The sequence below is a fragment of the Anaerotruncus massiliensis (ex Togo et al. 2026) genome, assembly GCF_030825285.1.
GTDB lineage: Bacteria > Bacillota > Clostridia > Oscillospirales > Ruminococcaceae > Anaerotruncus > Anaerotruncus massiliensis.
This window is the reverse complement of the sequence record NZ_JAPJQF010000014.1, coordinates 36,173-55,725: the sequence shown is the minus strand read 5'-3', so window position 1 is coordinate 55,725 and position 19,553 is coordinate 36,173. Positions and strand designations below refer to the sequence as shown.

Genomic DNA, 19,553 nt, shown 5'->3' with positions numbered 1-19,553 from the left:
GCGCGGCTTTGCCGCGCACGCGTGCAGAGCGCGTGAACGCCCGGAACGGGCGTTGTTTTCCGCCGTGCGTCCCCGGCGAGCCATCCGGCTTCGGTCGTTGGGAGCGTCCGCAACTTGAATTGAGCCTTCAGCTTGTGTACCCGTGGGGAGCGGCGGCAGCTCGCGGGCTATGGCAAGGTACTCCCGGAGATTCCTAAGAACCCGGCGGAGGGTCCTTAGGCGGACTTTTGGTTCCTTTTCGTCCGTCCGAAAAGGAACCCGTGACGCGCGGCGGAACGCGCTCGTGATTCTTGCCGCTTGGAAAGCGGCAATTCCCGTGAAAGCTGGGCCGCTCGCTGGGCGGCATCATTCAAACCCCGTTGGGAGGGACCCGGATGAAATTCTATACGCTGAGCGACAACGTCGACACGCTGATGGGGATGCGCCTCGCGGGCATTGAGGGCGAGGTCATCCACACGGCGGACGAGGTGCTGGCTTCGCTGCGGCGGGTGATGGCGGACCCGTCGATCGGGATCGTGCTGATGACGGAAAAGCTGATCAACACCTGCCCGAACATCATCTACCGCTACAAGCTGACCCAAAAGCGGCCGCTGATCGTGGAGGTCCCCGACCGCCACGGGGAAGGGGACGTTTCACAGACGATCGAAAAATATGTGAGCGAGGCGATCGGCATCAAACTCTAAAGGGCGCGCGCCCGGAAAATGAGGTGAAACCAGATGGCTGATATGCAGGAAGATAAACTGGAGCTGTTTGAACAGGAGATCATGCAGCGCGCCCAGGCCCAGCGGGATGCGATCCTGAAGGAGGCCGAGCAGATGAAGCGGGATGCGCTCGGGCAGGAGGAAAACCGCCTGCTTGACGAGAGCTTCCACAGGATCCAGGCGCAGATCGATGAGATCAAGACGGAAAATATCAAGGAGATTTCCCGGGAAACGCTCGCGCTCAAGAAGGAGCTTTTCAAGCAGCGGGAGCAGTATCTCTCGCAGATGATCGCCGAAGCGCGCGTGGAGCTCGGGAGCTTTGCGAAAAGCGAGCGGTACGAGGCGTATTTCCTGGGAAAGATCAGGGAACTGGCCGCATCCTGGAAGCTGGAGGGCAGCACGATCAAGGTGCGCCCGGAGGACACGGCGTTCGAGCCGCGCATCCGTGAAATTTACGGGGACTGCGCGGTAGAGGCGGACGCCGGGGCGGTTTCGCTCGGCGGCGCGGTACTGGTGAACCGGGAACGCGGGGTTGAGGTGGACCTGAGCCTCGACGCGGCGCTCGCCGGGCAGCGGGAGTGGTTTTACCGCGGCTCCAACTTCAATTTTGATTAGCGGCGGGGGGAAATGCTTTGGATAAGAATACCGTATATTCCATCAACGGGCCGGTCGTGACGGTCCGTGGCGCCCGTCAGTTTGAGATGCAGGAGATGGTCTTTGTCGGGAACAGCCGCCTCATCGGGGAGGTCATCAACATCTCCGACGAGCGCACGACCATCCAGGTCTACGAGGGCACCACCGGCATGCGCCCCGGCGAGCCGGTCACCGGCACGGGCGGGCCGCTCTGCGCCACCCTCGGCCCGGGCATCCTCTCGAACATCTTTGACGGCATCGAACGCCCGCTCAAGGAGATCGCAAAAACGTCGGGCGCGTTTATCCCCGAGGGCAGCGACATGCCCGCCCTCGACGTGGAAAAGAAATGGCCGGTCACCCTGAAGGTGAAGGAGGGCGACCGCCTCAAGGGCGGCGACGTCTTTGCCGCCTGCCCCGAGACGTCGATCATCGAGCACCGCTCGATGGTGCCGCCCGGGCTCGACGGAACCGTCGTGTCCGCCCGTCCGGACGGGGACTATACGGTGCTTGAGCCGCTCGTCGTGCTGCGGGACGCGCGGGGGACCGACCACGAGCTGACGCTCGCGCACAAGTGGCCGATCCGCCAGACCCGCCCGGTGGCCGAGCGCCTGCCGATCGAACGGCCGCTCATCACCGGGCAGCGGATCATCGACACCCTCTTCCCGATCGCCAAGGGCGGCACCGCCGCCATCCCGGGCGGCTTCGGCACCGGCAAGACGATGACCCAGCACCAGCTCGCCAAATGGAGCGACGCGGACATCATCGTCTATATCGGCTGCGGCGAGCGCGGCAACGAGATGACCCAGGTGCTCAAGGAGTTCGGCGAGCTCACCGACCCCAAATCCGGCAAGCCGCTGACCGACCGCACCGTGCTGATCGCCAACACCTCCAACATGCCGGTCGCGGCGCGCGAGGCGTCGATCTACACCGGCATCACGCTGGCGGAATACTACCGCGACATGGGCTACCATGTGGCGGTCATGGCGGACTCCACCTCCCGCTGGGCGGAGGCGCTGCGGGAGATCTCTGGACGCCTCGAGGAGATGCCCGCCGAGGAGGGCTTCCCCGCCTACCTGCCCAGCCGCATCTCCCAGTTCTATGAGCGCGCCGGGTATATGGAAAATCTGAACGGCACCGAGGGCTCGGTCACGATCATCGGGGCGGTCTCGCCGCAGGGCGCCGACTTCTCCGAGCCGGTCACCCAGAACACCAAGCGGTTCGTCCGCTGCTTCTGGGCGCTCGACAAGGCGCTTGCCTACGCGCGCCACTATCCCGCCATCAACTGGACTTCGAGCTACAGCGAATATCTCGACGACCTCGCCCCCTGGTACGCCAAAAACATCTCCCGCGACTTCCTCCCCTGCCGCCAGCGGATTTCCACCGTGCTGCTCGAGGAGGCGAAGCTCAACGAGATCGTCAAGCTGATCGGCGAGGACGTCCTCCCCGACGACCAAAAGCTCATCATGGAGGTCGCGCGGCTCATCCGCGTCGGGCTGCTCCAGCAGAACGCCTACCACCGGGACGACACCTACGTGCCGCTGCCCAAGCAGCTCATGATGATGCAGGTCATCCTCTACTTCTACGACAAGGCTTCGGCGGTCATCGCCAAGGGGATCCCGATCTCCGAGATCACCGATTCGGGGCTGATCGATTCGCTCGTGAAGATCAAGTACGAGATCCCCAACGCGCATCTCGAACTGTTCGACAACTACTATAAAGAGATCGACGACAAGCTCGCCGGGCTCAACCAGCTGTAAAGGAGGGCCGGAATATGCTTCAGTTTGTGGGGCTCAGCGAAATCAACGGCCCGCTGGTGGCGCTCGACCGGGTGCCGAAGGTGGCGTTCGAGGAGATGGTCTCCCTGAAACTCGATTCGGGCGAGACGCGCTTCGGCCGCGTCGTCGAGATCGACGGCGACCGGGCGGTCATCCAGGTGTTCGAGGGGACCCGCGGGCTCTCCCTCGAAAACACCCGCACCACCCTGCTCGGGCATCCGATGGAGATGCCCCTTTCCCTCGAGGTGCTCGGGCGCACCTTCAACGGCTCCGGCCGCCCGATCGACGGGCTGGGAGAAATCTTCTGCGAGCGCGCGGCGGACATCAACGGCAAGCCGATGAATCCCGTCGAGCGCGTCTACCCGCGCAACTACATCAACACCGGCATCTCGACGATCGACGGGCTGGCCACCCTCATCCGCGGCCAGAAGCTGCCGATCTTTTCGGGCAGCGGCATGAGCCACAACAAGCTCGCCGTCCAGATGGTGCGGCAGGCGCGGCTGTCGGGCACCGACGAACAGAACTTCGTCATCGTCTTTGCCGCGATGGGCGCCAAGAACGACGTGGCCGACTATTTCCGCCGCTCCTTCGAGGAGTCGGGGGTCATGGAGCGGGTCGTCATGTTCCTGAACCTCTCCAACGACCCGATCATCGAACGCATCCTCACCCCCCGCTGCGCGCTGACCGTGGCGGAGTACCTCGCCTTCGAGCACGGCATGCACGTGCTCGTCGTCATGACCGACGTCACCGCCTACTGCGAGGCGCTGCGCGAGTTTTCCTCCTCCAAGGGGGAGATCCCGGGGCGCAAGGGCTTCCCCGGCTACCTCTACTCCGACCTCGCCTCCCTCTACGAGCGGGCGGGGATCATTGAGGGAAGCCCCGGCTCGGTCACGCAGGTGCCCATCCTCACGATGCCCAACGACGACATCACCCATCCGGTCCCCGACCTGACCGGCTATATCACCGAGGGGCAGATCGTGCTCGACCGGCAGCTCGACCAGACGGGGGTCTATCCGCCCGTCTCGGTGCTGCCCTCCCTCTCCCGCCTGATGAAGGACGGCATCGGCGAAGGGTTCACCCGCGCCGACCACTCCGACTGCTCCAACCAGCTTTTCGCCTCCTACGCCCGGGTGCAGGACGCGCGGGCGCTCGCGAGCGTCATCGGCGAGGAGGAGCTCTCGGAGGTCGACCAGAAATATATGTATTTCGGCCGCATGTTCGAGGAGCATTTCGTCTGCCAGGGCGCGCGGGAAAACCGCGAAATCGGCGAGACGCTCGACCTCGGGTGGCTGCTGCTCTCGCTGCTGCCGCGCGAGGAGCTCGACCGGGTCGACCGGGAGACGCTCGACAAATTTTACCGGCCGGAACAGGCCGTGCAGAAATTCGGCGCGCCGAAGGAGTAGCCCCGGCGGGGAAAGGAGTGACGGCGGATGGCAAACGTACTGGGCGTGACGCCCACCAAGGGCAGCCTGATGGCGATCCAGAAGTCGCTGTCGCTGTCCACGCTGGGCTTTGAACTGCTCGACCGCAAGCGCAACATCCTCATCCGGGAGATGATGCTGCTGATCGACAAGGTCAAATCCCTGCGCGGGGAGATCAGCTCGACCTACCGCGAGGCCTACGAGGCCCTTCAGGAAGCCAACGTGACGCTGGGCATGGTGCAGGAGACGGCGATGGCCGTCCCGGTGGACGACGGCGTGACGATCACCTACCGCAGCGTCATGGGGGTGGAGATCCCCAACGTGCGGCTGGCGGAGAGCGAGATCCGCATGTGCTACGGGCTCGACCGCACCAACTCGAGGCTCGACTACGCCTATGTCTGCTTCCAGAAGGCCAAACGCGTGACCGCGCTTCTGGCGGAGGTGGAGAACAGCGTCTACCGGCTGGCCAACGCCATCCGCAAGACGCAGCGCCGTGCGAACGCGCTGGAAAACATCGTGATCCCGCGCTACGAGGAGACGGCGAAGTTCATCACGGACGCGCTCGAGGAAAAGGACCGCGAGGAGTTTTCACGACTCAAGGTCATCAAGGCCAAAAAACAGCAGGAGGCATAAAAACCCCCTCCGCCGCATGTCCGGCGGAGGGGGTTTTCTTTGGAGAATCCGGATTTTACAGGCCCGCGGGTATTGGCAAACGCCGCGCCGTATGGTAACATAAGCACATCAGGGATCGACAGGTCCCGCAGAATGGAGACCGATGGGGGTGGCAGCGTGTTCAGGGAGCGGAAGCGTACGGCTGTGCGCACGGCGGTGGTCATGGCCGTTGCGGCGGCCACGATGGTCCTGTGCGCCGCGCTCTATATGCGCAGTGTGACCGGCACGCTGCGTGAGGAGACCCTCTCGGGGCTGCGCGAGGTCGCCCGCCAGAGTGCGGGGAACATCGCGATGCGGATCGAAAAGGACATGCAGATGCTCGAGGCGGTCTCCCGCTTTGTGGGCGCGCAGCCCGAACTGGATATCGACGGGGTGACGCGGGTGCTCTGCGAGGAGGTCGAGAGCACCAGCTTCAAGCGGATGGGGCTCATCACCCCCGACGGCACCGCGCACACCACCGACAGCGTGGAGATGGACCTGGGCGGGCGCGGCTACTTCCTGCGGGCGATGGACGGCGAGACGGTGATCTCCAAGGAGCTGACCGACTACGCCGACGGCGAGCCGATCTACGTCTACGCCACCCCCATCCTGCGCGGTGGGAGGGCGGAGGCGGTGCTCTTCGCCACCAACGCGGCCGACGCCTTCGCGTCGGTCATCAACGTGCGGATGTTCGAGGGGGCGGGCTACTCCTATCTCACCAACGCCGGGGGCGACGTGCTGGTCCATCCGGACAACCCCGAGAGCGAGCAGGGGATGTCCAACATCTTTGACCGCATGGAGGAGGGCCGCATGCTCCCCGACGAGGAGCTCGGGCGGATGCGCCGGCGGATGTCCTCGGGCGACAGCGGCGTGGAGGAGTATTTCCGCGACGGGGAGCGCCGCTACCTCTCCTACACGCCGATCGGGGTCAACGGCTGGTATGTGCTTTCGGCGGTGTCCGGCCACGTGGCCGCCAGGAAGTCCGTCTACCTCACCATGCTCACCCTCGTGGTGTGCGTCGTCACGGTCACGGTGCTCATCGGGCTGTTCGGATACATCCTCTTCATGCAGAACAGCCGCCGGCGGGAGCTCGAGCGGATCGCCTTCACCGACCCGGTCACCGGCGGGTACAACTGGAACGGGTTCATCCGCGCGGCCAGGGAGGTTGTCGGCGGCGCGGCGGAATATGTGATGGTCTCCTTTGACATCGACAAATTCAAGGTCTTCAACGACATGTTCGGGCACGGCACGGGCAACGAGCTGCTCGGGCAGATCTGGGGGATCCTTTCCCGCTCCGTGCGGGAGGGGGAGCTTTTCGCGCGGGTGTCGGCGGACACCTTCGACCTGCTGCTGCACGCGGCGCCCGACGAGGAGATCGTCCGGCGGCTGACGGAGATCGGCGGGCAGATCAACCCGCCCGGACAGCGATACACCCTCACCCTCTCCTTCGGGGTCTACCGGGTCGGCCCGCAGGAGACGGACGTCAGCCTGATGAGCGACCGCGCGAGCATCGCGCGCAAGTCGGGCAAGGACGACAGCCGCACGACGGTCGCCTTCTACGACCACGCGGTGCGCGACCGGATCCTGCGGGAGAAGCAGATCGAGGACGCGATGGCCTCGGCGCTCGAGAAGGGCGAGTTCGAGGTCTACCTCCAGCCCAAATACAGCGCCTCCACGCGGGAGATCGTCGGCGCGGAATCCCTCGTGCGCTGGAACCGCCCGGGGGTGGGGCTGGTGCCGCCCAACGATTTCATCCCCCTCTTTGAGCGGGACGGGTTCGTCGTCCAGATCGACGCGTTCGTGCTGCGGGAGACCTGCCGCATGCTCCGCGGATGGGCGGACGAGGGCCTGCCCGAGATCCCGGTGTCGGTCAACGTCTCCCGCGTCAACCTGCACGACCCCGGCTTTGTCGGCAAGGTGTGCGCCGCCGCGCGGGAGTACGGGGTGCCCCCCGGGCTGATCGAGCTGGAGATCACCGAGACGAGCGTGCTCGACTTCGAGAACATCGGGCGGCTGACCGGCATCATCGGGGAGCTGCACGACGCGGGCTTTTTGGTATCGATGGACGACTTCGGCAGCGGCTACTCCTCCCTCAACCTGCTGCGGCGGCTGCCGGTCGACGTGCTCAAGCTCGACCGGGCGTTCTTCGCGGGGGACGCGGACAACGCCCGCGGGCGCACGGTGATCGCCGAGGTGGCCGACCTCGCCCGCAAGCTGGACATCCAGGTGGTGGCCGAGGGGGTCGAGACGGCCGGGCAGGTGGACTTTCTCACCTCGATCGGGTGCGACGTGGTGCAGGGCTACTATTTCGCCCGGCCGATGCCCGCCGGGGAGTTTGAACGGCTGCGGCGCCCGCAAAATAAGAACGACTGAATCGGACGGGCCCCGCCGCATGGCGGCGGGGCCCGTCCTTTTTTTGCTTTTTTCGACAGAATCGCCAAAAGGATCGGGCGCGGGGCCCGTTTTCTCAAATCTTTCCTGAAAAGTCAGGATTTCGCCGTTTACGCAAATTGACTGTTCGCTCAATTCGTGTTAAGATGAGGCATAGCAAACTATACTAATATGGGGCAATTTGCCCCTTCCCGGGACGGCCGTGGGTTTGTGCGGCCGCCGCCGGTCTGATCGGCCCCGCAGGGGCCAGAGTGAGGTGCTCTATATGGAACGGATTCCGGCGCGGATGACGATGGGGATCGACATCGGCTCCACCACGGTTAAAATCATCATCGTGAAGAACGGCGACGTCGTCTACCAGCAGTACGAACGCCACATGTCGCAGGTGCGGCCCAAGACGCTCGAGCTCATCCGCATGGCGAAGGACGTCATCGGCGGCGGGGAGCTCACCGTCGCGCTCTCCGGCTCGGCGGGGCTCGGGGTCGCCAAGGCGGCGGGCCTGCCCTTCATCCAGGAGGTCTTCGCCACCGGCGAGGTGGTCAAGTCCTACGCCCCCGACACCGACTGCGTGATCGAATTGGGCGGCGAGGACGCGAAGATCATCTTCTTCACCGGCGGGCTCGAGGAGCGGATGAACGGCTCCTGCGCGGGCGGCACCGGCGCCTTCATCGACCAGATGGCGACCCTGCTCGACGTGACCCCCGAACAGCTCGACACGCTCAGCCTCGGCAGCGAAAAGCTCTATACGATCGCCTCGCGGTGCGGCGTCTTCGCCAAAAGCGACATCCAGCCGCTCTTAAACCAGGGCGCCCGCAAGGAGGACATCGCCGCCTCGATCTTCAAGGCGGTCGTCGACCAGACGATCACCGGCCTCGCGCAGGGGCGGCGGATCACCGGCAAGGTGCTCTTTTTGGGCGGCCCGCTCTACTATTTCAAGGGCCTCCAGCGGGAGTTCGTCCGTTCGCTCGGCCTCTCGCATGAAAACGCCGTCTTTCCCGACATGGGCCGCTACGCGGTGGCGCTGGGAAGCGCCCTCTTCGCCGAAAAGACGGGCCAGCCGATGACCTATGAGGAGCTCGTCGGCAGGCTCGAGGCCGCGGCCAGCGAAAGCCACGCGGCGCGTTACCTCGAGCCGCTCTTCGAGAACGCGGACGACTACGCGGCGTTTTTGAACCGCCACGGGAAGGCGTCGGTCGGCCGCGCCGACCTCGACGCCTACGAGGGGGACGCCTACCTCGGCGTCGACTGCGGCAGCACGACGACCAAGCTCGTGCTGATGGCGGAGGACGGGCGCATCCTCTACGACTACTACAGCGCGAACAGGGGCAACCCCGTCGAGATCATCCGGGAGCAGCTCGTCAAGATCCGCGCCCGCTGCGGGGACCGGGTGACGGTCCGCGGCAGCGCGGCCACCGGCTACGGCGAGGACCTTGTGAAAAACGCCTTTTCGATCGACGCGGGCCTCGTCGAGACGATGGCCCACTTCAAGGCGGCGCGCTTCTTCGACCCCAGCGTCGACTTTATCCTCGACATCGGCGGGCAGGACATCAAATGCTTCAAGGTCCGCGACAACGCGATCGATTCGATCATGCTCAACGAGGCCTGCTCCTCCGGGTGCGGGTCGTTTATCGGCACCTTTGCCCAGTCGATGGGCTACAGCGTCGAGGAGTTCGCCAAGCTCGGCCTCTTTGCCAGATACCCCGTCGACCTTGGCAGCCGCTGCACCGTTTTCATGAACTCGTCGGTCAAGCAGGCGCAGAAGGAGGGCGCGGGCGTCGAGGATATTTCCGCGGGAATATCCATTTCGGTCGTCAAGAACGCGATCTACAAGGTCATCCGCGCCCACTCCGCCGAGGAGCTCGGGCAGAGCATCGTCGTGCAGGGGGGCACCTTCTTAAACGACGCGGTGCTCCGCAGCTTTGAGCGGGAGATCGGCCACGACGTGGTGCGCCCGGCCATCGCCGGGCTGATGGGCGCCTACGGCGCCGCGCTCTACGCGCGGGAGCTGGCGCTGCCGGAGTCGTCGCTCATCTCGGCAAAGGAGCTCGAGAGCTTCCGCCACGCCTCCAAATCGGTCACCTGCGGCCTGTGCGGCAACCACTGCAACCTCACCGTCAACACCTTCGGCGGCGGCAAGAAATTCATTTCCGGCAACCGCTGCGAACGTCCGCTCGGCCGGGAGGCGGCGGAGCCGCTGCCCAACCTCTTCGCCTGGAAGCTCGAGCAGCTTGAGGCGCTTAAGCCCCTGCCCGGCAGGCGCGGCAAAATCGGCGTCCCCCTCGGACTCAACATGCTTGAGAACCTCCCCTTCTGGCACGCCTTCCTCACCGCCCTCGGCTTCGAGGTGGTGACGAGCGGCGTCTCCACCCGCGAGACCTACATCAAGGGGCAGTTTTCCATCCCGTCGGATACCGTCTGCTATCCCGCCAAGCTGATGCACGGCCACATCGCCGACCTGCTGGAACAGGGCGTCACGACGATCTTCTACCCCTGCATGACCTACAATTTTGACGAGGAGAAGGGCGACAACCACTACAACTGCCCGGTGGTCGCCTACTACCCCGAGCTGCTGCGCGCGAACGTGTCGGAGCTTTCCGAGCCGGGCGTGCACTTCCTCTACCCCCATGTGGGCATCCACCGCCCCGCCAAGTTCGCCGACAAGCTCTTTCACAACCTGCGCGCCGTCTATCCCGACCTGACGCTGCGGGAGGTGCGGGAGGCCGCCCGGACCGCCTATGCGGCCTACGACGACTGGATGAAGGCGGTGAAGGCGGAGGGCCGCCGCGCGATCGCCTGGGCGCGGGAGCAGGGCAGAAAGATCGTGGTGCTCTCGGGCAGGCCCTACCACATCGACCCGGAGATCAACCACGGCATCGACCGGCTGATCGCCTCCTTCGGCATCGTGGTCGTCAGCGAGGACTGTGTGGCCGACCTGGTGGAGCCGGTGAAGGTGCACGTGCTCAACCAGTGGACCTACCATGCGCGCCTCTACAACGCCGCCAAATATGTGACCGCCCAGCCGGACATGGAGCTGGTGCAGCTGGTCTCCTTCGGGTGCGGCATCGACGCGATCACGACCGACGAGGTCCGCGACATCCTGGAGGCGGGCGGCAAGCTCTGCACCCAGCTCAAGATCGACGAGATCACCAATCTCGGCGCGGTCAGAATCCGTATCCGCAGCCTGCTCGAGGCGGTGGAAGAAAGGGAACGCAGCCATGCAGCTACAAAATGACGAACGCGTCCTCTTTACCAAAGAGATGAAGCGCGACTATACGATCCTCGTGCCCACCATGCTCCCGGTGCACTTTAAGCTGATGCTCAACATCCTGCGGGAGTACGGCTACCGGGCGGAGCTTTTGGAGAACAGCGGCCAGCGGGTGGTGGACAGCGGTCTGCGCAACGTACATAACGACACCTGCTACCCGGCGCTGCTCGTCATCGGCCAGATGATCGACGCGCTCGAATCGGGCAGGTGGGACGTGCACAAGGTGGCGCTGCTCATCACCCAGACGGGCGGCGGCTGCCGCGCGTCCAACTACATCCACCTGCTGCGCAAGGCGCTGAAAAAAAGCGGCTACGGATTCGTGCCGGTCGTCTCCCTCTCGGCCAACGGGATGGAGAAAAACCCGGGCTTTTCCCTCACGCCGATGATGCTGGACCGCATCTTTTACGCGATGACCTACGGCGACCTGCTCATGCTGCTGGCCAACCAGTGCCGTCCCTACGAGACGGAGGCGGGCGTCACCGACGCGCTCGTCGACCGCTGGGCGAACCGGCTGACCGACGAGATGAAGGGGCGCGGCCCCCTGAGCTACCGGGCGGTGCGCCGCAACTACGACGCGATCGTCGCCGACTTCGCGGCCCTCCCCCGCAAAACGGAGGAGAAGGTGCTGGTCGGCGTGGTGGGGGAGATCTATGTGAAGTTCTCCCCCCTCGGCAACAACAACCTCGAGGATTTTCTCCTCTCCGAGGGGGCGGAGGTCGTCGTGCCGGGGCTGCTCGATTTCTGCCTCTACTGCGTCTACAACCAGCTCAACGACCACAAGCTCTACGGGGCGGGCGGCTTCTGGAAGACGCTCGTCTTCCGCAAGGTCTACGACATGCTCTGCAAAAAGCAGAAGGACGTCATCGAGGCGGTCACCCGGGAGGGCACCTTCCGGCCGGGGGGCTATTTTCCGCATACGGTGGAATTGGTCCGGGGCTATATTAGCCATGGCGTCAAAATGGGCGAGGGCTGGCTGCTGACGGCCGAAATGCTCGAGCTGATCGAGCAGGGGGTGGGCAACATCGTCTGCACCCAGCCGTTCGGCTGCCTGCCCAATCACATCGTGGGCAAGGGGATGATGCGCATCATCAAGGCGCGCAACCCCGATTCGAACATCGTGGCGGTCGACTACGACCCGGGCGCCACCAAGATCAACCAGGAGAACCGCATCAAGCTGATGCTGGCCAACGCCGCCTCGATCGCCGGGCAGCACGCGGCGCGCGAGGTGCCGCTGCCGCGGCACGAGGAGGAATACGGCGGCGAGCCCGCCGTCTCCTCCGGGTTTTTCAGCAATTCCCTGCATGAATAACAACCGGGGGGAGGGGTCTTTCTGAGCGCGGAAACCTTCTGCGGGATCGTCCTTTGCTTTTTCATCTACAGCTTTTTGGGCTGGTGCTGCGAGTGCGTCTACTGCTCCATCCCGGCCGGGCGGTTTATCAACCGGGGCTTTTTGAACGGCCCGCTCTGCCCGGTCTACGGCTTCGGCGCGCTGGCGGTCATCCACTGCCTGACGCCGGTCGATTTCAGCCTGCCGCTCCTCTTTGTCTGCGGACTGCTCGTCACGAGCGCGCTCGAATACTTCACCGGCTGGCTGCTGGAGACGATCTTCCACGCCAAGTGGTGGGACTATTCCAACATGCGCTTCAACATCCACGGCCGGGTCTGCCTGCTGAATTCCGTCCTCTTCGGCCTGCTCGGCGTGTTCGTCATGCGGGTGCTGCACCCCTTTGTCGGGCGCATGGTCGGGTCTTTATCCTTTGTGACGCTCATCTGGTTCGCCTCGGCGCTGACCACCCTGCTCGCGGTCGACCTCTTCCTCTCGGTGCGCACCGCCCTGCAGCTTTCGGGCAAGCTCGACGCGCTGCGCGACGCCCTCGAGGACGCGCGCGCCCGCACCGACGCGGTCATCATGGAGAAGAAGCTCCAACTGGAGGAGCAGCGCGCGCTGCCCCTTTCCGACCGGATCGACCGGCTGCTGGAAAAGGGGGAGGGCCTGCGCCTGCACGAGCGGCTGAACGCCCTTGCCGGCAGCCACAACGCCCTCCACCGCCGTATGCTCGACGCCTTCCCGCACATGCAGTTCCCCCGCTCCCCCGCTTCGCTTGACGCCCTGCGCGCGGGCGTCGCCAGGATGCGCGCGGAGAAAAAAGAGCGGAAGGACGCAAAAAGGGATGGGAAATAGAAAAAAGGGACGCTTTTGAAAAAGCGCCCCCGTGACTCCGAAAACGCTGATCAGGCCGGGCTGATTGCCGCACAGTCAAAAACCGGGCCGTCAATCCTTTGGATTGACGGCCCGGTTTCTTTCGCTTCGTGGACCTGGGTGGAAATCGGCCTTATTTAAACTTGACGGCGGTGCCGTAGGCAATCACCTCGGCGGCGCCCTGCATGACGGCGGAGGAGGCGTAGCGCATGCAGACGACGGCGTCCGCGCCGAGCCCTTCCGCATCCTCGACCATCCGCTTGGTGGCGATGGCGCGGGCCTCGTTCATCATCTCGGTATAGGCCTTCAGCTCGCCGCCCACGAGGGTTTTAAACCCCTGCGTGATATCCCGGCCGATGTTTTTCGATTGGATGGTGCTGCCCCGGACGAGCCCGAGGGTCTCCAGCTCTTTTCCGCTGATCGTTTCAGTAGTTACCAAGATCATCTTCTTCACCACTCCTGATTTCTTTGATTCGTTCCGTCAGAACGTAGATGGATACGCTGATGAGCGCCAGAAAGACGAGGCAGCCCACCACCTTGAAAAAAACCGGCATGGGGACCAGCAGGCAGAGCGCCAGATAGCCGAAAAACCAGAGCACCAGAAAGGTCGTGATCACGGCGGGCGCAACGAGCTTTTTTCCCTTCAAGAAACCGCCTCCTTTTTATCCGCCGCAGCGTTTTTCCAGCGCGAGCAGCCCTTCCTTGACGTCCAGTCCGCCCGCGTAGCCGGTCAGGGAACCGTTTTTGCCCACCACCCGGTGGCAGGGCACGAGGACCGCCACGGGGTTCCGGTGGTTGGCCATGCCCACCGCCCGGCAGGCCTTTGGATTGCCGAGCCTTGCGGCGATCTGCCCGTAGGAACGGGTCTCGCCGTAGGGAATTTCGCAAAGCGCCGCCCAGTCGGCGCGCTGGAAGGCCGTGCCCTCCAGCGAGAGCGGCAAATCAAACGCGCGCCGCTCCCCGGAGAAATATTCGGCCAGCTCCCGCGCTGCCCGCCTGAGCAGGGGCGTCTCCGCCTCCATGTAGCCCTCCGGCTTTTCGCCGCGCAGGAAGAAGAGGGCGCAGATGCCCTTCCCGTCCTCGGCGATGCCGACCGTCCCGAAGGGGGATTCGGTGTACAGGATCTGTTTCAATGCGTCGCCTCCCAACAGTCAATAAAGGGTTGTCTGGGCTGTTTTCAGGGATCTCACCGCCCGGTCGGAGATGCGCTCCCCTCCGCGCGGCCAGCCGGTCAGCATGGGGGCGGCGGGGTCGTGCGCCGCCGCGCACCGCAGGGCGGCGGCCCGGCCGGTCGTGGCGTAGCAGTAGGCGCAGCCGCCGGGGCAGGTGTTGTACGCGCCGATGTCGACGCTTTCGCAGCATCCGCAGGCGGGGCGCTGGCCGGGGTCCTTCGCGGCCTTGACGGGGCAGCCGAGGATCCCGCCCACCAGCTCCGGGTCGATGCAGGCCGCGTGCCCGATGCCGAAGGCCGACAGGTCGATCGTTTCCGCGCAGGTAAAGAGGGAGAAGCCGTGCCACGCCGCGATCTCCCCGAAGCCCCCGGCCACGTCCAGGCATTCCGAACGGGTCGTCTCGCGGTAGGCGCCGCCCGTGTGGCGGTAGGGGTCGACGAAGCTGAAGACGCAGCGTTCGGCCGCGCCCTCCAGTGCGTTGCAGAGCGCCTCGAAGCGTTCCAGATGCCATGCCGTGGGATATCGCCCGTCCACCATGACGGGATCGTACCGCCAGACGACCCGTTTGGGGCCGAGCCGCCGGGAGAGCGCCCAAAAGGCGCGGACGAGCTCCTCCTTTGGGGGCAGGCCGGGTTCCGTCCGCGGCCCGTAGGGGGTCAGCGTGAACTGGAAATAAAACGGGTAGCCCGCCGCTTCGATCCGCGGGAGAGCGTCCAGCATGGGGGCGGGGTTCTTTGTCCAAAAGACGATGCAGTCGACCGTTTCGGGCGAAAGCGGGATCCGGCTCAACTGGCGGGGGTTATGCGGGTTCGGCACCAGGACGAAGCCCTCCGCGAGGCGGTTCAGAAACCACGCGGAATAATAGGCCGGAATATCCGTCCGGCGGCTTACGCTGAGGATCACGGCCCTTCCCTCCCCTCCGCCAGCATCGGCTTTTCATTTATTGTACCCCAATTCCCCTCCGCTTACAAGCACGGATTGCGGGGAAACCACACCCTGTTTCAGGACCGCCGGGATGGCCGGGAAAGCGGCGAACTTGCGAAATGGCCCGGCCTATCCGGGGAAATGGGTCAACATTGGCACTATACAACCCGGGCTAAACAGGCTATAATGGGAGAAAAGAGCTGGGAGAGGGGCTAACAGGCCATGCGGATTCGAATCAGGGAGCTGCGGACGGAGCATGGATACAGAGAACAGGAGCTGGCCCGGCTACTGTCGATCAGCGTGAGGACCCTTCGGCGGTATCAATCCGGGCAGACGAGGCTCCCGGGGGATACGCTGATGAAGCTGTCCGCGATTTTCGGCGTTCCGCCGGAGGAGATTTTGATGGAGGAGGACGAGGCTGATGACCGGTAAGATCCTATTTTCGCACGAGGGGGCCCGCTCGGAGGACGCGCTCGACCGGACGCGCCCGTTTGTTTACGAGGGGTCGCTGCTCCTTCCCGACCAGACGAACGATCCCGCCCGGGAGATTACGAATTCGATCACCATCCCGCGTGAAATCGCCCAGAAGCTCAGGCGGATCAACGGGAAGTTTTCGCTGACCGAGGTAAAGGCGGGTTATAAAAACGCGAACGTCTTTTCCCGCCGCGCAAAGGTCTTCGACTCGGTCAACCGCGTCTGCTACCTCCGCTATGCCGACGGGACGCTGCAGGTGTGCGAGTTCAAGGGGACGCGCGGCTCCAACTACAGCGCGCTCTATCCCGCGCTGGCCGGGCTGCTCCGCCGGGAGGGCTTTGAGGAGAGGGCGGACGGCTTCGCCGTTCCGGACGACCGCGTGGACCTGCTGGTGGACCTGGTCAACGAGGTCTTCCGGATGCAGGAGGCCGGAGAGCTGCGGCTGGAGGCGGCCGATGAGGTGGACACGATGACCTTCCCCGACGGCAGGCACTACTACTTCAAGGCCTACTGGAGACCGGCGGGGGCCGGGACCGCGCCGCAGGAAGCCGCCGCGGATGCGGAGGACATCCCCGGCCAGGTCGCCCAGATCCGCGCGTGTATCCGCAGGCTCGCGGGGGCCGGCCTGCGCTGTGCCGGCAGGGAACAGCTGGAGGAGATCCAGCAGGCCGCGGAGCAGCTGAAAAATGAGCTGGACATCGTCTGCGGCGTCTGCCGAAACGGTTTGGATTCCTTCGACCGCGCCAGGCAGCTCGGACTTTGAAACAACAGCGGAAACCTATCACCGGGAGGACGCGGCCGGGGCCGTGTCCTCCCGGCTTTCACTTTCGGCGGACAGCTTGCTTTTTGGCTGCCGGCAGGCTATACTGGGTATCGTACAAATGTTGTTTTTCCAACGAGGGAGGCGCCAAATGAACGACCATGAAGCCATTCTCCGGAGCGTCCCCCTCTTCGACGGGATTCGGCCCGACGAGTGGGAGCGGATGCTCGGCTGCCTCGGCGCCGTGCACCGGCGTTATCCCGCCGGGGAATTCATCCTGATGGCGGGCCAGTCCGCCGACCGGGTCGGCGTCCTGCTGGAGGGGCGCGCGCAGGTCCTGCGGGAGGAGTTTTCCGGCGCCCGCACCATCCTCACCGCCCTTGCGCCGGGGGACCTCTTCGCGGAGGCGTTTGCCTGCGCGTCGGGCGGCGGGCGGACGCTCCCGGTCAGCGTGCTTGCAACGTCGGACTGCCGCGTCCTGCTGATCGACTACCGGAAAATCATTACCGCCTGTCCGTCGGCCTGCGATTTTCACGCGCGGCTGGTCCGGAACATGCTGGCCGTGCTGGCGGACAAAAACCTGCTCCTCAACCGCAGGCTGAGGCACCTCTCCAAGCGCACCACCCGGGAGAAGCTGCTCTCCTACCTGTCGGAGGAGGCGGCGGCCCATGGCGGCGGGGAATTCGACATCCCCTTCGACCGGCAGGGGCTGGCGGACTATCTCTGCGTGGAGCGCAGCGCGATGTCCGCCGCCCTGTCCAGGCTGAGGGAGGAGGGACTGCTGGAGACCCGCCGCAGCCATTTTCGCCTGCTGCGTCCCCGGGACCGGGAGGACGCGGAGCTGTTCTGACGGCGCGGGTAAAGAATCTGAAACGGGTGCAAAAAGCCGCGGGGCCGTTCGGCCCCGCGGCTTTTCCGCCGTCCCGCGCGGCGCGGGGGAAAGCGGCCTGTGAAGCGGCCCGGGGAGCGCTAATCCCCGCCCTCGGGCGAGAGGTCGAGAGGGGGCAGCGGGCGGACATATCCCGCGCCGGCCGGCCACTGGAAGGAAAGGACGGAGGGGTCGACATAGGCGCCGGGGTCGGGCTCCCCCATGCTGGCCCAGAGCAGGTAGCCCGGGATCTCGGCGGGATCGCAGAGCAGCACGGCGTCCGTCGGCCAATCCGCCGTCACCGTCACCGATTCTCCCACAGGGATGTGGTCCGGGTCGTCCGGGTCGCAGCCGTTGCCGACCTCCATGAGCGTGTGGCAGGCCCCCGCCGTGTCCTGCGCCCAAAGCTGGAGATGGGTCCCGTAGCCGTCCTGTGCCGTCCGCAGGGTGACCAGACCGTCGCAGTTGAAGGCGTAAGCGTCCGGCGTATCCGGGTTGTGCTGCCGAAGGGAAACGGAATGAGGCCTCAGCGTCATCCCGCAGGAGGGCACGAGCTGGATATCCACGCGCTCGCCCCAGTAGGCCAGCCGCCCGCAGTCCGGCCGCCCGCCGCAGGCCGCGTGGTCGAGGCATATTTCCACCCCGAATTTGATCATGCTGCCGTCCAGGTGCCGGATGTGCGGAAAGCCCATCACTGCGGACCCCTCCTCGACCAGCATGTTGTCCAGCACGCTGATGGACTGGTCGTTGGCCGGCTCCACGTTGCCGTTGTCGTTGACCGTGCAGCCCTCCAGGCTGAACTCGATGAAGTCGATGCCGGACTGCAAATGCTTCCCGGTCACGTAGGAGTGGGGCGCGTGCGCCGCCTCCAGCGGGCCCCATCCGCCGCACTGGATGAGCGCGTTGTTGAAGCAGACCGCGGGCGGCGGCGCGCCCCCCGCCGATTCGCCCGCCCCCACCCGAAGGATCATGCCGTTGCGCGCGCGGAAGCCCGCGCTCACAGCGGTGCCGAAGACGAAGAGCCAGTCCTTGAACCGCTCCTCCGCCACCAGCGCCCGCAGGCTTCCGAACAGCCCGGGCCAGGGGCCGCCGTAGGGCAGGGGCAGGTGCCAGTCGGAGAAGGGGCAGGCCGCGCTCCAGCCGTTGATCAGGTCGTGCAGGTACGCGCCCCCGCCCCCGCGGTAGAGGAACTCGGGGGCGATGAAGATTTTGAGGACCTCCTCGCTCGCGTCGGCGGCTTCAAACGCCCGCTCGACCGCCATCTGCGTGAACGCGCAGCGCGCGCTGATGTCGACGCACTGACTCAGCACGTCCCAGCGCCGGTCCCCCAGCGGGCGCTTGATGCCCGCGTAGTCCACCGCCCGCCACTGGCCGTCGAAAACCGGCCCGGTATAGACCTCCCACGGAATCAACTGTATTTTTGCGTATTTTCCCATAGTCTCACTTCCTTGTCGTTGGCAGAATCGGTCCGCGCCCCGGGCGGTGATTGCGGGGGCCGCCGGGACCGGGGCCGCGCAGGGAAAGGGCAGGCCGCGGCCGGCCCCCCGGCGGCCGGACCGGACCCGGGCCGGCCGGAGAGGAACTGGCCGCAGCCTGCAGCTGCCTTATCAGCTTTTTGCCGCCGTTGGGACGGCCCCGGGGGTTCCTCGGCCGGCCGGCGGATCAGCGCTGGTTTTCGAGCTTGAACTGGTAGCCGTCCTCGGCGTTGCCGTACAGGGACACCGTCACCTCGGACACGCCCTCGAGGTCCTGCTCAAAGAACTGGTCGGAGTTGAGGACGGCGGAGCTGATCTGCGCGCCCTCCTGGATCTCGGAGGCCAGGCCCCAGTACAGCTTGGGATGGAGCACGAAGGTCGCCTTCTGGCCGTAGGCGACGGTGTTCTTGGTCATCATCAGCTTGCCGTCCTTATAGAGGTCGACACTGATGCCGCCCTCCACATGGACGTCGTTGGCCACGTCGATGGAGCGGGTGTTCCCGGCGTTGCCGTCGTTGGTGATGGTAATGCCGGTCTCGTCCTGCAGCACGGTGTAGCGGCTGCCGATGGTGGACTGCATCATCGCGGTCTGGCAGGTACGCTCATCCCAGGAGGCGGAAACCATGGTCTCAATGGGGTAGAGCACGTTGCAGGAGGAGCCGCGGCCCACGTTTTCGATGACCTTCCACGCGACGCCGTCCTTGAGGGCGTCGAAGGTCGGGATCTCGTTGCGCATAAACATGAAGATCTTGGGCATATCCTGGTTCATGGATTTGTTCACGTAGTGGATTTTGATTGTATTCGGCATGAATAGCATCCTTTCCATATGTATTGGGTGTTGGT

At 65.0% G+C, this 19,553-nt stretch carries 18 protein-coding genes; 12 read left to right on the top strand and 6 right to left on the bottom strand.

What is annotated here, in order from left to right:
• Positions 1 to 374: 374 nt before the first annotated feature.
• The 9 genes from RCI06_RS06545 (at position 375) to RCI06_RS06505 (ending at position 13,019) form a co-directional block, all read left to right on the top strand.
• Positions 375 to 683 (top strand): V-type ATP synthase subunit F, encoded by a 309-nt coding sequence (locus RCI06_RS06545; protein WP_101553104.1) that lies wholly within the window; start codon positions 375 to 377, stop codon positions 681 to 683.
• A 33-nt stretch (positions 684 to 716) separates the two neighbouring features.
• Positions 717 to 1,316, top strand: a complete 600-nt coding sequence (locus RCI06_RS06540) for a V-type ATP synthase subunit E (protein ID WP_306575119.1) — start codon at positions 717 to 719, stop codon at positions 1,314 to 1,316.
• 17 nt (positions 1,317 to 1,333) lie between these two features.
• Positions 1,334 to 3,091: a V-type ATP synthase subunit A gene (locus RCI06_RS06535; RefSeq protein ID WP_306575116.1), complete on the top strand. Its 1,758-nt coding sequence runs from the start codon at positions 1,334 to 1,336 to the stop codon at positions 3,089 to 3,091.
• A 14-nt stretch (positions 3,092 to 3,105) separates the two neighbouring features.
• Entirely contained in the window at positions 3,106 to 4,512 is a 1,407-nt protein-coding gene (locus RCI06_RS06530; RefSeq protein WP_101553101.1) for a V-type ATP synthase subunit B, read from the top strand.
• A gap of 27 nt (positions 4,513 to 4,539) precedes the next feature.
• Complete coding sequence (locus RCI06_RS06525; protein ID WP_101553100.1) at positions 4,540 to 5,163, top strand: V-type ATP synthase subunit D; 624 nt, start codon at positions 4,540 to 4,542, stop codon at positions 5,161 to 5,163.
• A 156-nt stretch (positions 5,164 to 5,319) separates the two neighbouring features.
• Complete coding sequence (locus tag RCI06_RS06520) at positions 5,320 to 7,554, top strand: bifunctional diguanylate cyclase/phosphodiesterase (protein ID WP_306575114.1); 2,235 nt, start codon at positions 5,320 to 5,322, stop codon at positions 7,552 to 7,554.
• 283 nt (positions 7,555 to 7,837) lie between these two features.
• The gene (locus RCI06_RS06515; protein WP_306575113.1) at positions 7,838 to 10,804 is read left to right on the top strand and encodes an acyl-CoA dehydratase activase-related protein; all 2,967 of its coding nucleotides are present in this window, start codon (positions 7,838 to 7,840) and stop codon (positions 10,802 to 10,804) included.
• Positions 10,788 to 12,146, top strand: coding sequence for a 2-hydroxyacyl-CoA dehydratase (locus RCI06_RS06510; RefSeq protein ID WP_306575111.1), 1,359 nt, complete (start codon positions 10,788 to 10,790; stop codon positions 12,144 to 12,146). Before RCI06_RS06515 ends, RCI06_RS06510 begins: the two co-directional genes overlap by 17 nt.
• A gap of 21 nt (positions 12,147 to 12,167) precedes the next feature.
• Positions 12,168 to 13,019 carry a hypothetical protein gene (locus RCI06_RS06505; RefSeq protein WP_306575125.1) on the top strand — a complete coding sequence of 284 codons (852 nt, stop codon included), beginning with the start codon at positions 12,168 to 12,170 and terminating at the stop codon, positions 13,017 to 13,019.
• Positions 13,020 to 13,170: 151 nt separating this feature from the next.
• Here RCI06_RS06505 and RCI06_RS06500 read toward each other — a convergent pair whose 3' ends face one another.
• From RCI06_RS06500 to RCI06_RS06485, 4 genes are read right to left on the bottom strand one after another with little or no spacing between them, the layout of a single operon-like run.
• On the bottom strand, positions 13,171 to 13,482 hold the full coding sequence (locus tag RCI06_RS06500; RefSeq protein WP_101553095.1) for a YbjQ family protein: 312 nt from the start codon (positions 13,480 to 13,482) through the stop codon (positions 13,171 to 13,173).
• Positions 13,463 to 13,684, bottom strand: coding sequence for a hypothetical protein (locus RCI06_RS06495; protein ID WP_101553094.1), 222 nt, complete (start codon positions 13,682 to 13,684; stop codon positions 13,463 to 13,465). Before RCI06_RS06495 ends, RCI06_RS06500 begins: the two co-directional genes overlap by 20 nt.
• Before the next feature lie 15 nt (positions 13,685 to 13,699).
• Positions 13,700 to 14,170 carry a methylated-DNA--[protein]-cysteine S-methyltransferase gene (locus RCI06_RS06490; protein ID WP_276872235.1) on the bottom strand — a complete coding sequence of 157 codons (471 nt, stop codon included), beginning with the start codon at positions 14,168 to 14,170 and terminating at the stop codon, positions 13,700 to 13,702.
• Between the two features lie 18 nt (positions 14,171 to 14,188).
• Positions 14,189 to 15,112 carry a DUF1848 domain-containing protein gene (locus RCI06_RS06485; RefSeq protein ID WP_306575110.1) on the bottom strand — a complete coding sequence of 308 codons (924 nt, stop codon included), beginning with the start codon at positions 15,110 to 15,112 and terminating at the stop codon, positions 14,189 to 14,191.
• 243 nt (positions 15,113 to 15,355) lie between these two features.
• Here RCI06_RS06485 and RCI06_RS06480 point away from each other — a divergent pair, with 243 nt between their 5' ends.
• From RCI06_RS06480 to RCI06_RS06470, 3 genes are all read left to right on the top strand, one after another.
• A complete protein-coding gene (locus RCI06_RS06480) occupies positions 15,356 to 15,565 on the top strand; it encodes a helix-turn-helix domain-containing protein (RefSeq protein WP_101553091.1) in 210 nt (69 codons plus the stop codon).
• Positions 15,555 to 16,370, top strand: a complete 816-nt coding sequence (locus tag RCI06_RS06475) for a hypothetical protein (RefSeq protein ID WP_306575107.1) — start codon at positions 15,555 to 15,557, stop codon at positions 16,368 to 16,370. The genes RCI06_RS06480 and RCI06_RS06475 overlap by 11 nt, the downstream gene beginning before the upstream one ends.
• Positions 16,371 to 16,518: 148 nt before the next feature.
• Positions 16,519 to 17,217: a Crp/Fnr family transcriptional regulator gene (locus RCI06_RS06470; protein ID WP_306575106.1), complete on the top strand. Its 699-nt coding sequence runs from the start codon at positions 16,519 to 16,521 to the stop codon at positions 17,215 to 17,217.
• A 119-nt stretch (positions 17,218 to 17,336) separates the two neighbouring features.
• On the opposite strand, the gene RCI06_RS06465 is transcribed toward RCI06_RS06470, so the two are convergent.
• Both RCI06_RS06465 and RCI06_RS06460 read right to left on the bottom strand, forming a co-directional pair.
• Entirely contained in the window at positions 17,337 to 18,671 is a 1,335-nt protein-coding gene (locus RCI06_RS06465) for a hypothetical protein (RefSeq protein WP_306575105.1), read from the bottom strand.
• A 226-nt stretch (positions 18,672 to 18,897) separates the two neighbouring features.
• Positions 18,898 to 19,518 (bottom strand): hypothetical protein, encoded by a 621-nt coding sequence (locus RCI06_RS06460; protein WP_101553087.1) that lies wholly within the window; start codon positions 19,516 to 19,518, stop codon positions 18,898 to 18,900.
• Positions 19,519 to 19,553 lie beyond the last annotated feature (35 nt).

Bases quoted from the DNA above. Each gene is read 5' to 3' on its own strand.
- RCI06_RS06465 (WP_306575105.1), bottom strand. From the start codon at position 18,671: ATGGGAAAATACGCAAAAATACAGTTGATTCCGTGGGAGGTCTATACC.
- RCI06_RS06510 (WP_306575111.1), top strand. From the start codon at position 10,788: ATGCAGCTACAAAATGACGAACGCGTCCTCTTTACCAAAGAGATGAAG.
- RCI06_RS06525 (WP_101553100.1), top strand. From the start codon at position 4,540: ATGGCAAACGTACTGGGCGTGACGCCCACCAAGGGCAGCCTGATGGCG.
- RCI06_RS06530 (WP_101553101.1), top strand. From the start codon at position 3,106: ATGCTTCAGTTTGTGGGGCTCAGCGAAATCAACGGCCCGCTGGTGGCG.
- RCI06_RS06545 (WP_101553104.1), top strand. From the start codon at position 375: ATGAAATTCTATACGCTGAGCGACAACGTCGACACGCTGATGGGGATG.
- RCI06_RS06460 (WP_101553087.1), bottom strand. From the start codon at position 19,518: ATGCCGAATACAATCAAAATCCACTACGTGAACAAATCCATGAACCAG.
- RCI06_RS06475 (WP_306575107.1), top strand. From the start codon at position 15,555: ATGACCGGTAAGATCCTATTTTCGCACGAGGGGGCCCGCTCGGAGGAC.
- RCI06_RS06500 (WP_101553095.1), bottom strand. From the start codon at position 13,482: ATGATCTTGGTAACTACTGAAACGATCAGCGGAAAAGAGCTGGAGACC.
- RCI06_RS06515 (WP_306575113.1), top strand. From the start codon at position 7,838: ATGGAACGGATTCCGGCGCGGATGACGATGGGGATCGACATCGGCTCC.
- RCI06_RS06480 (WP_101553091.1), top strand. From the start codon at position 15,356: ATGCGGATTCGAATCAGGGAGCTGCGGACGGAGCATGGATACAGAGAA.
- RCI06_RS06540 (WP_306575119.1), top strand. From the start codon at position 717: ATGGCTGATATGCAGGAAGATAAACTGGAGCTGTTTGAACAGGAGATC.
- RCI06_RS06470 (WP_306575106.1), top strand. From the start codon at position 16,519: ATGAACGACCATGAAGCCATTCTCCGGAGCGTCCCCCTCTTCGACGGG.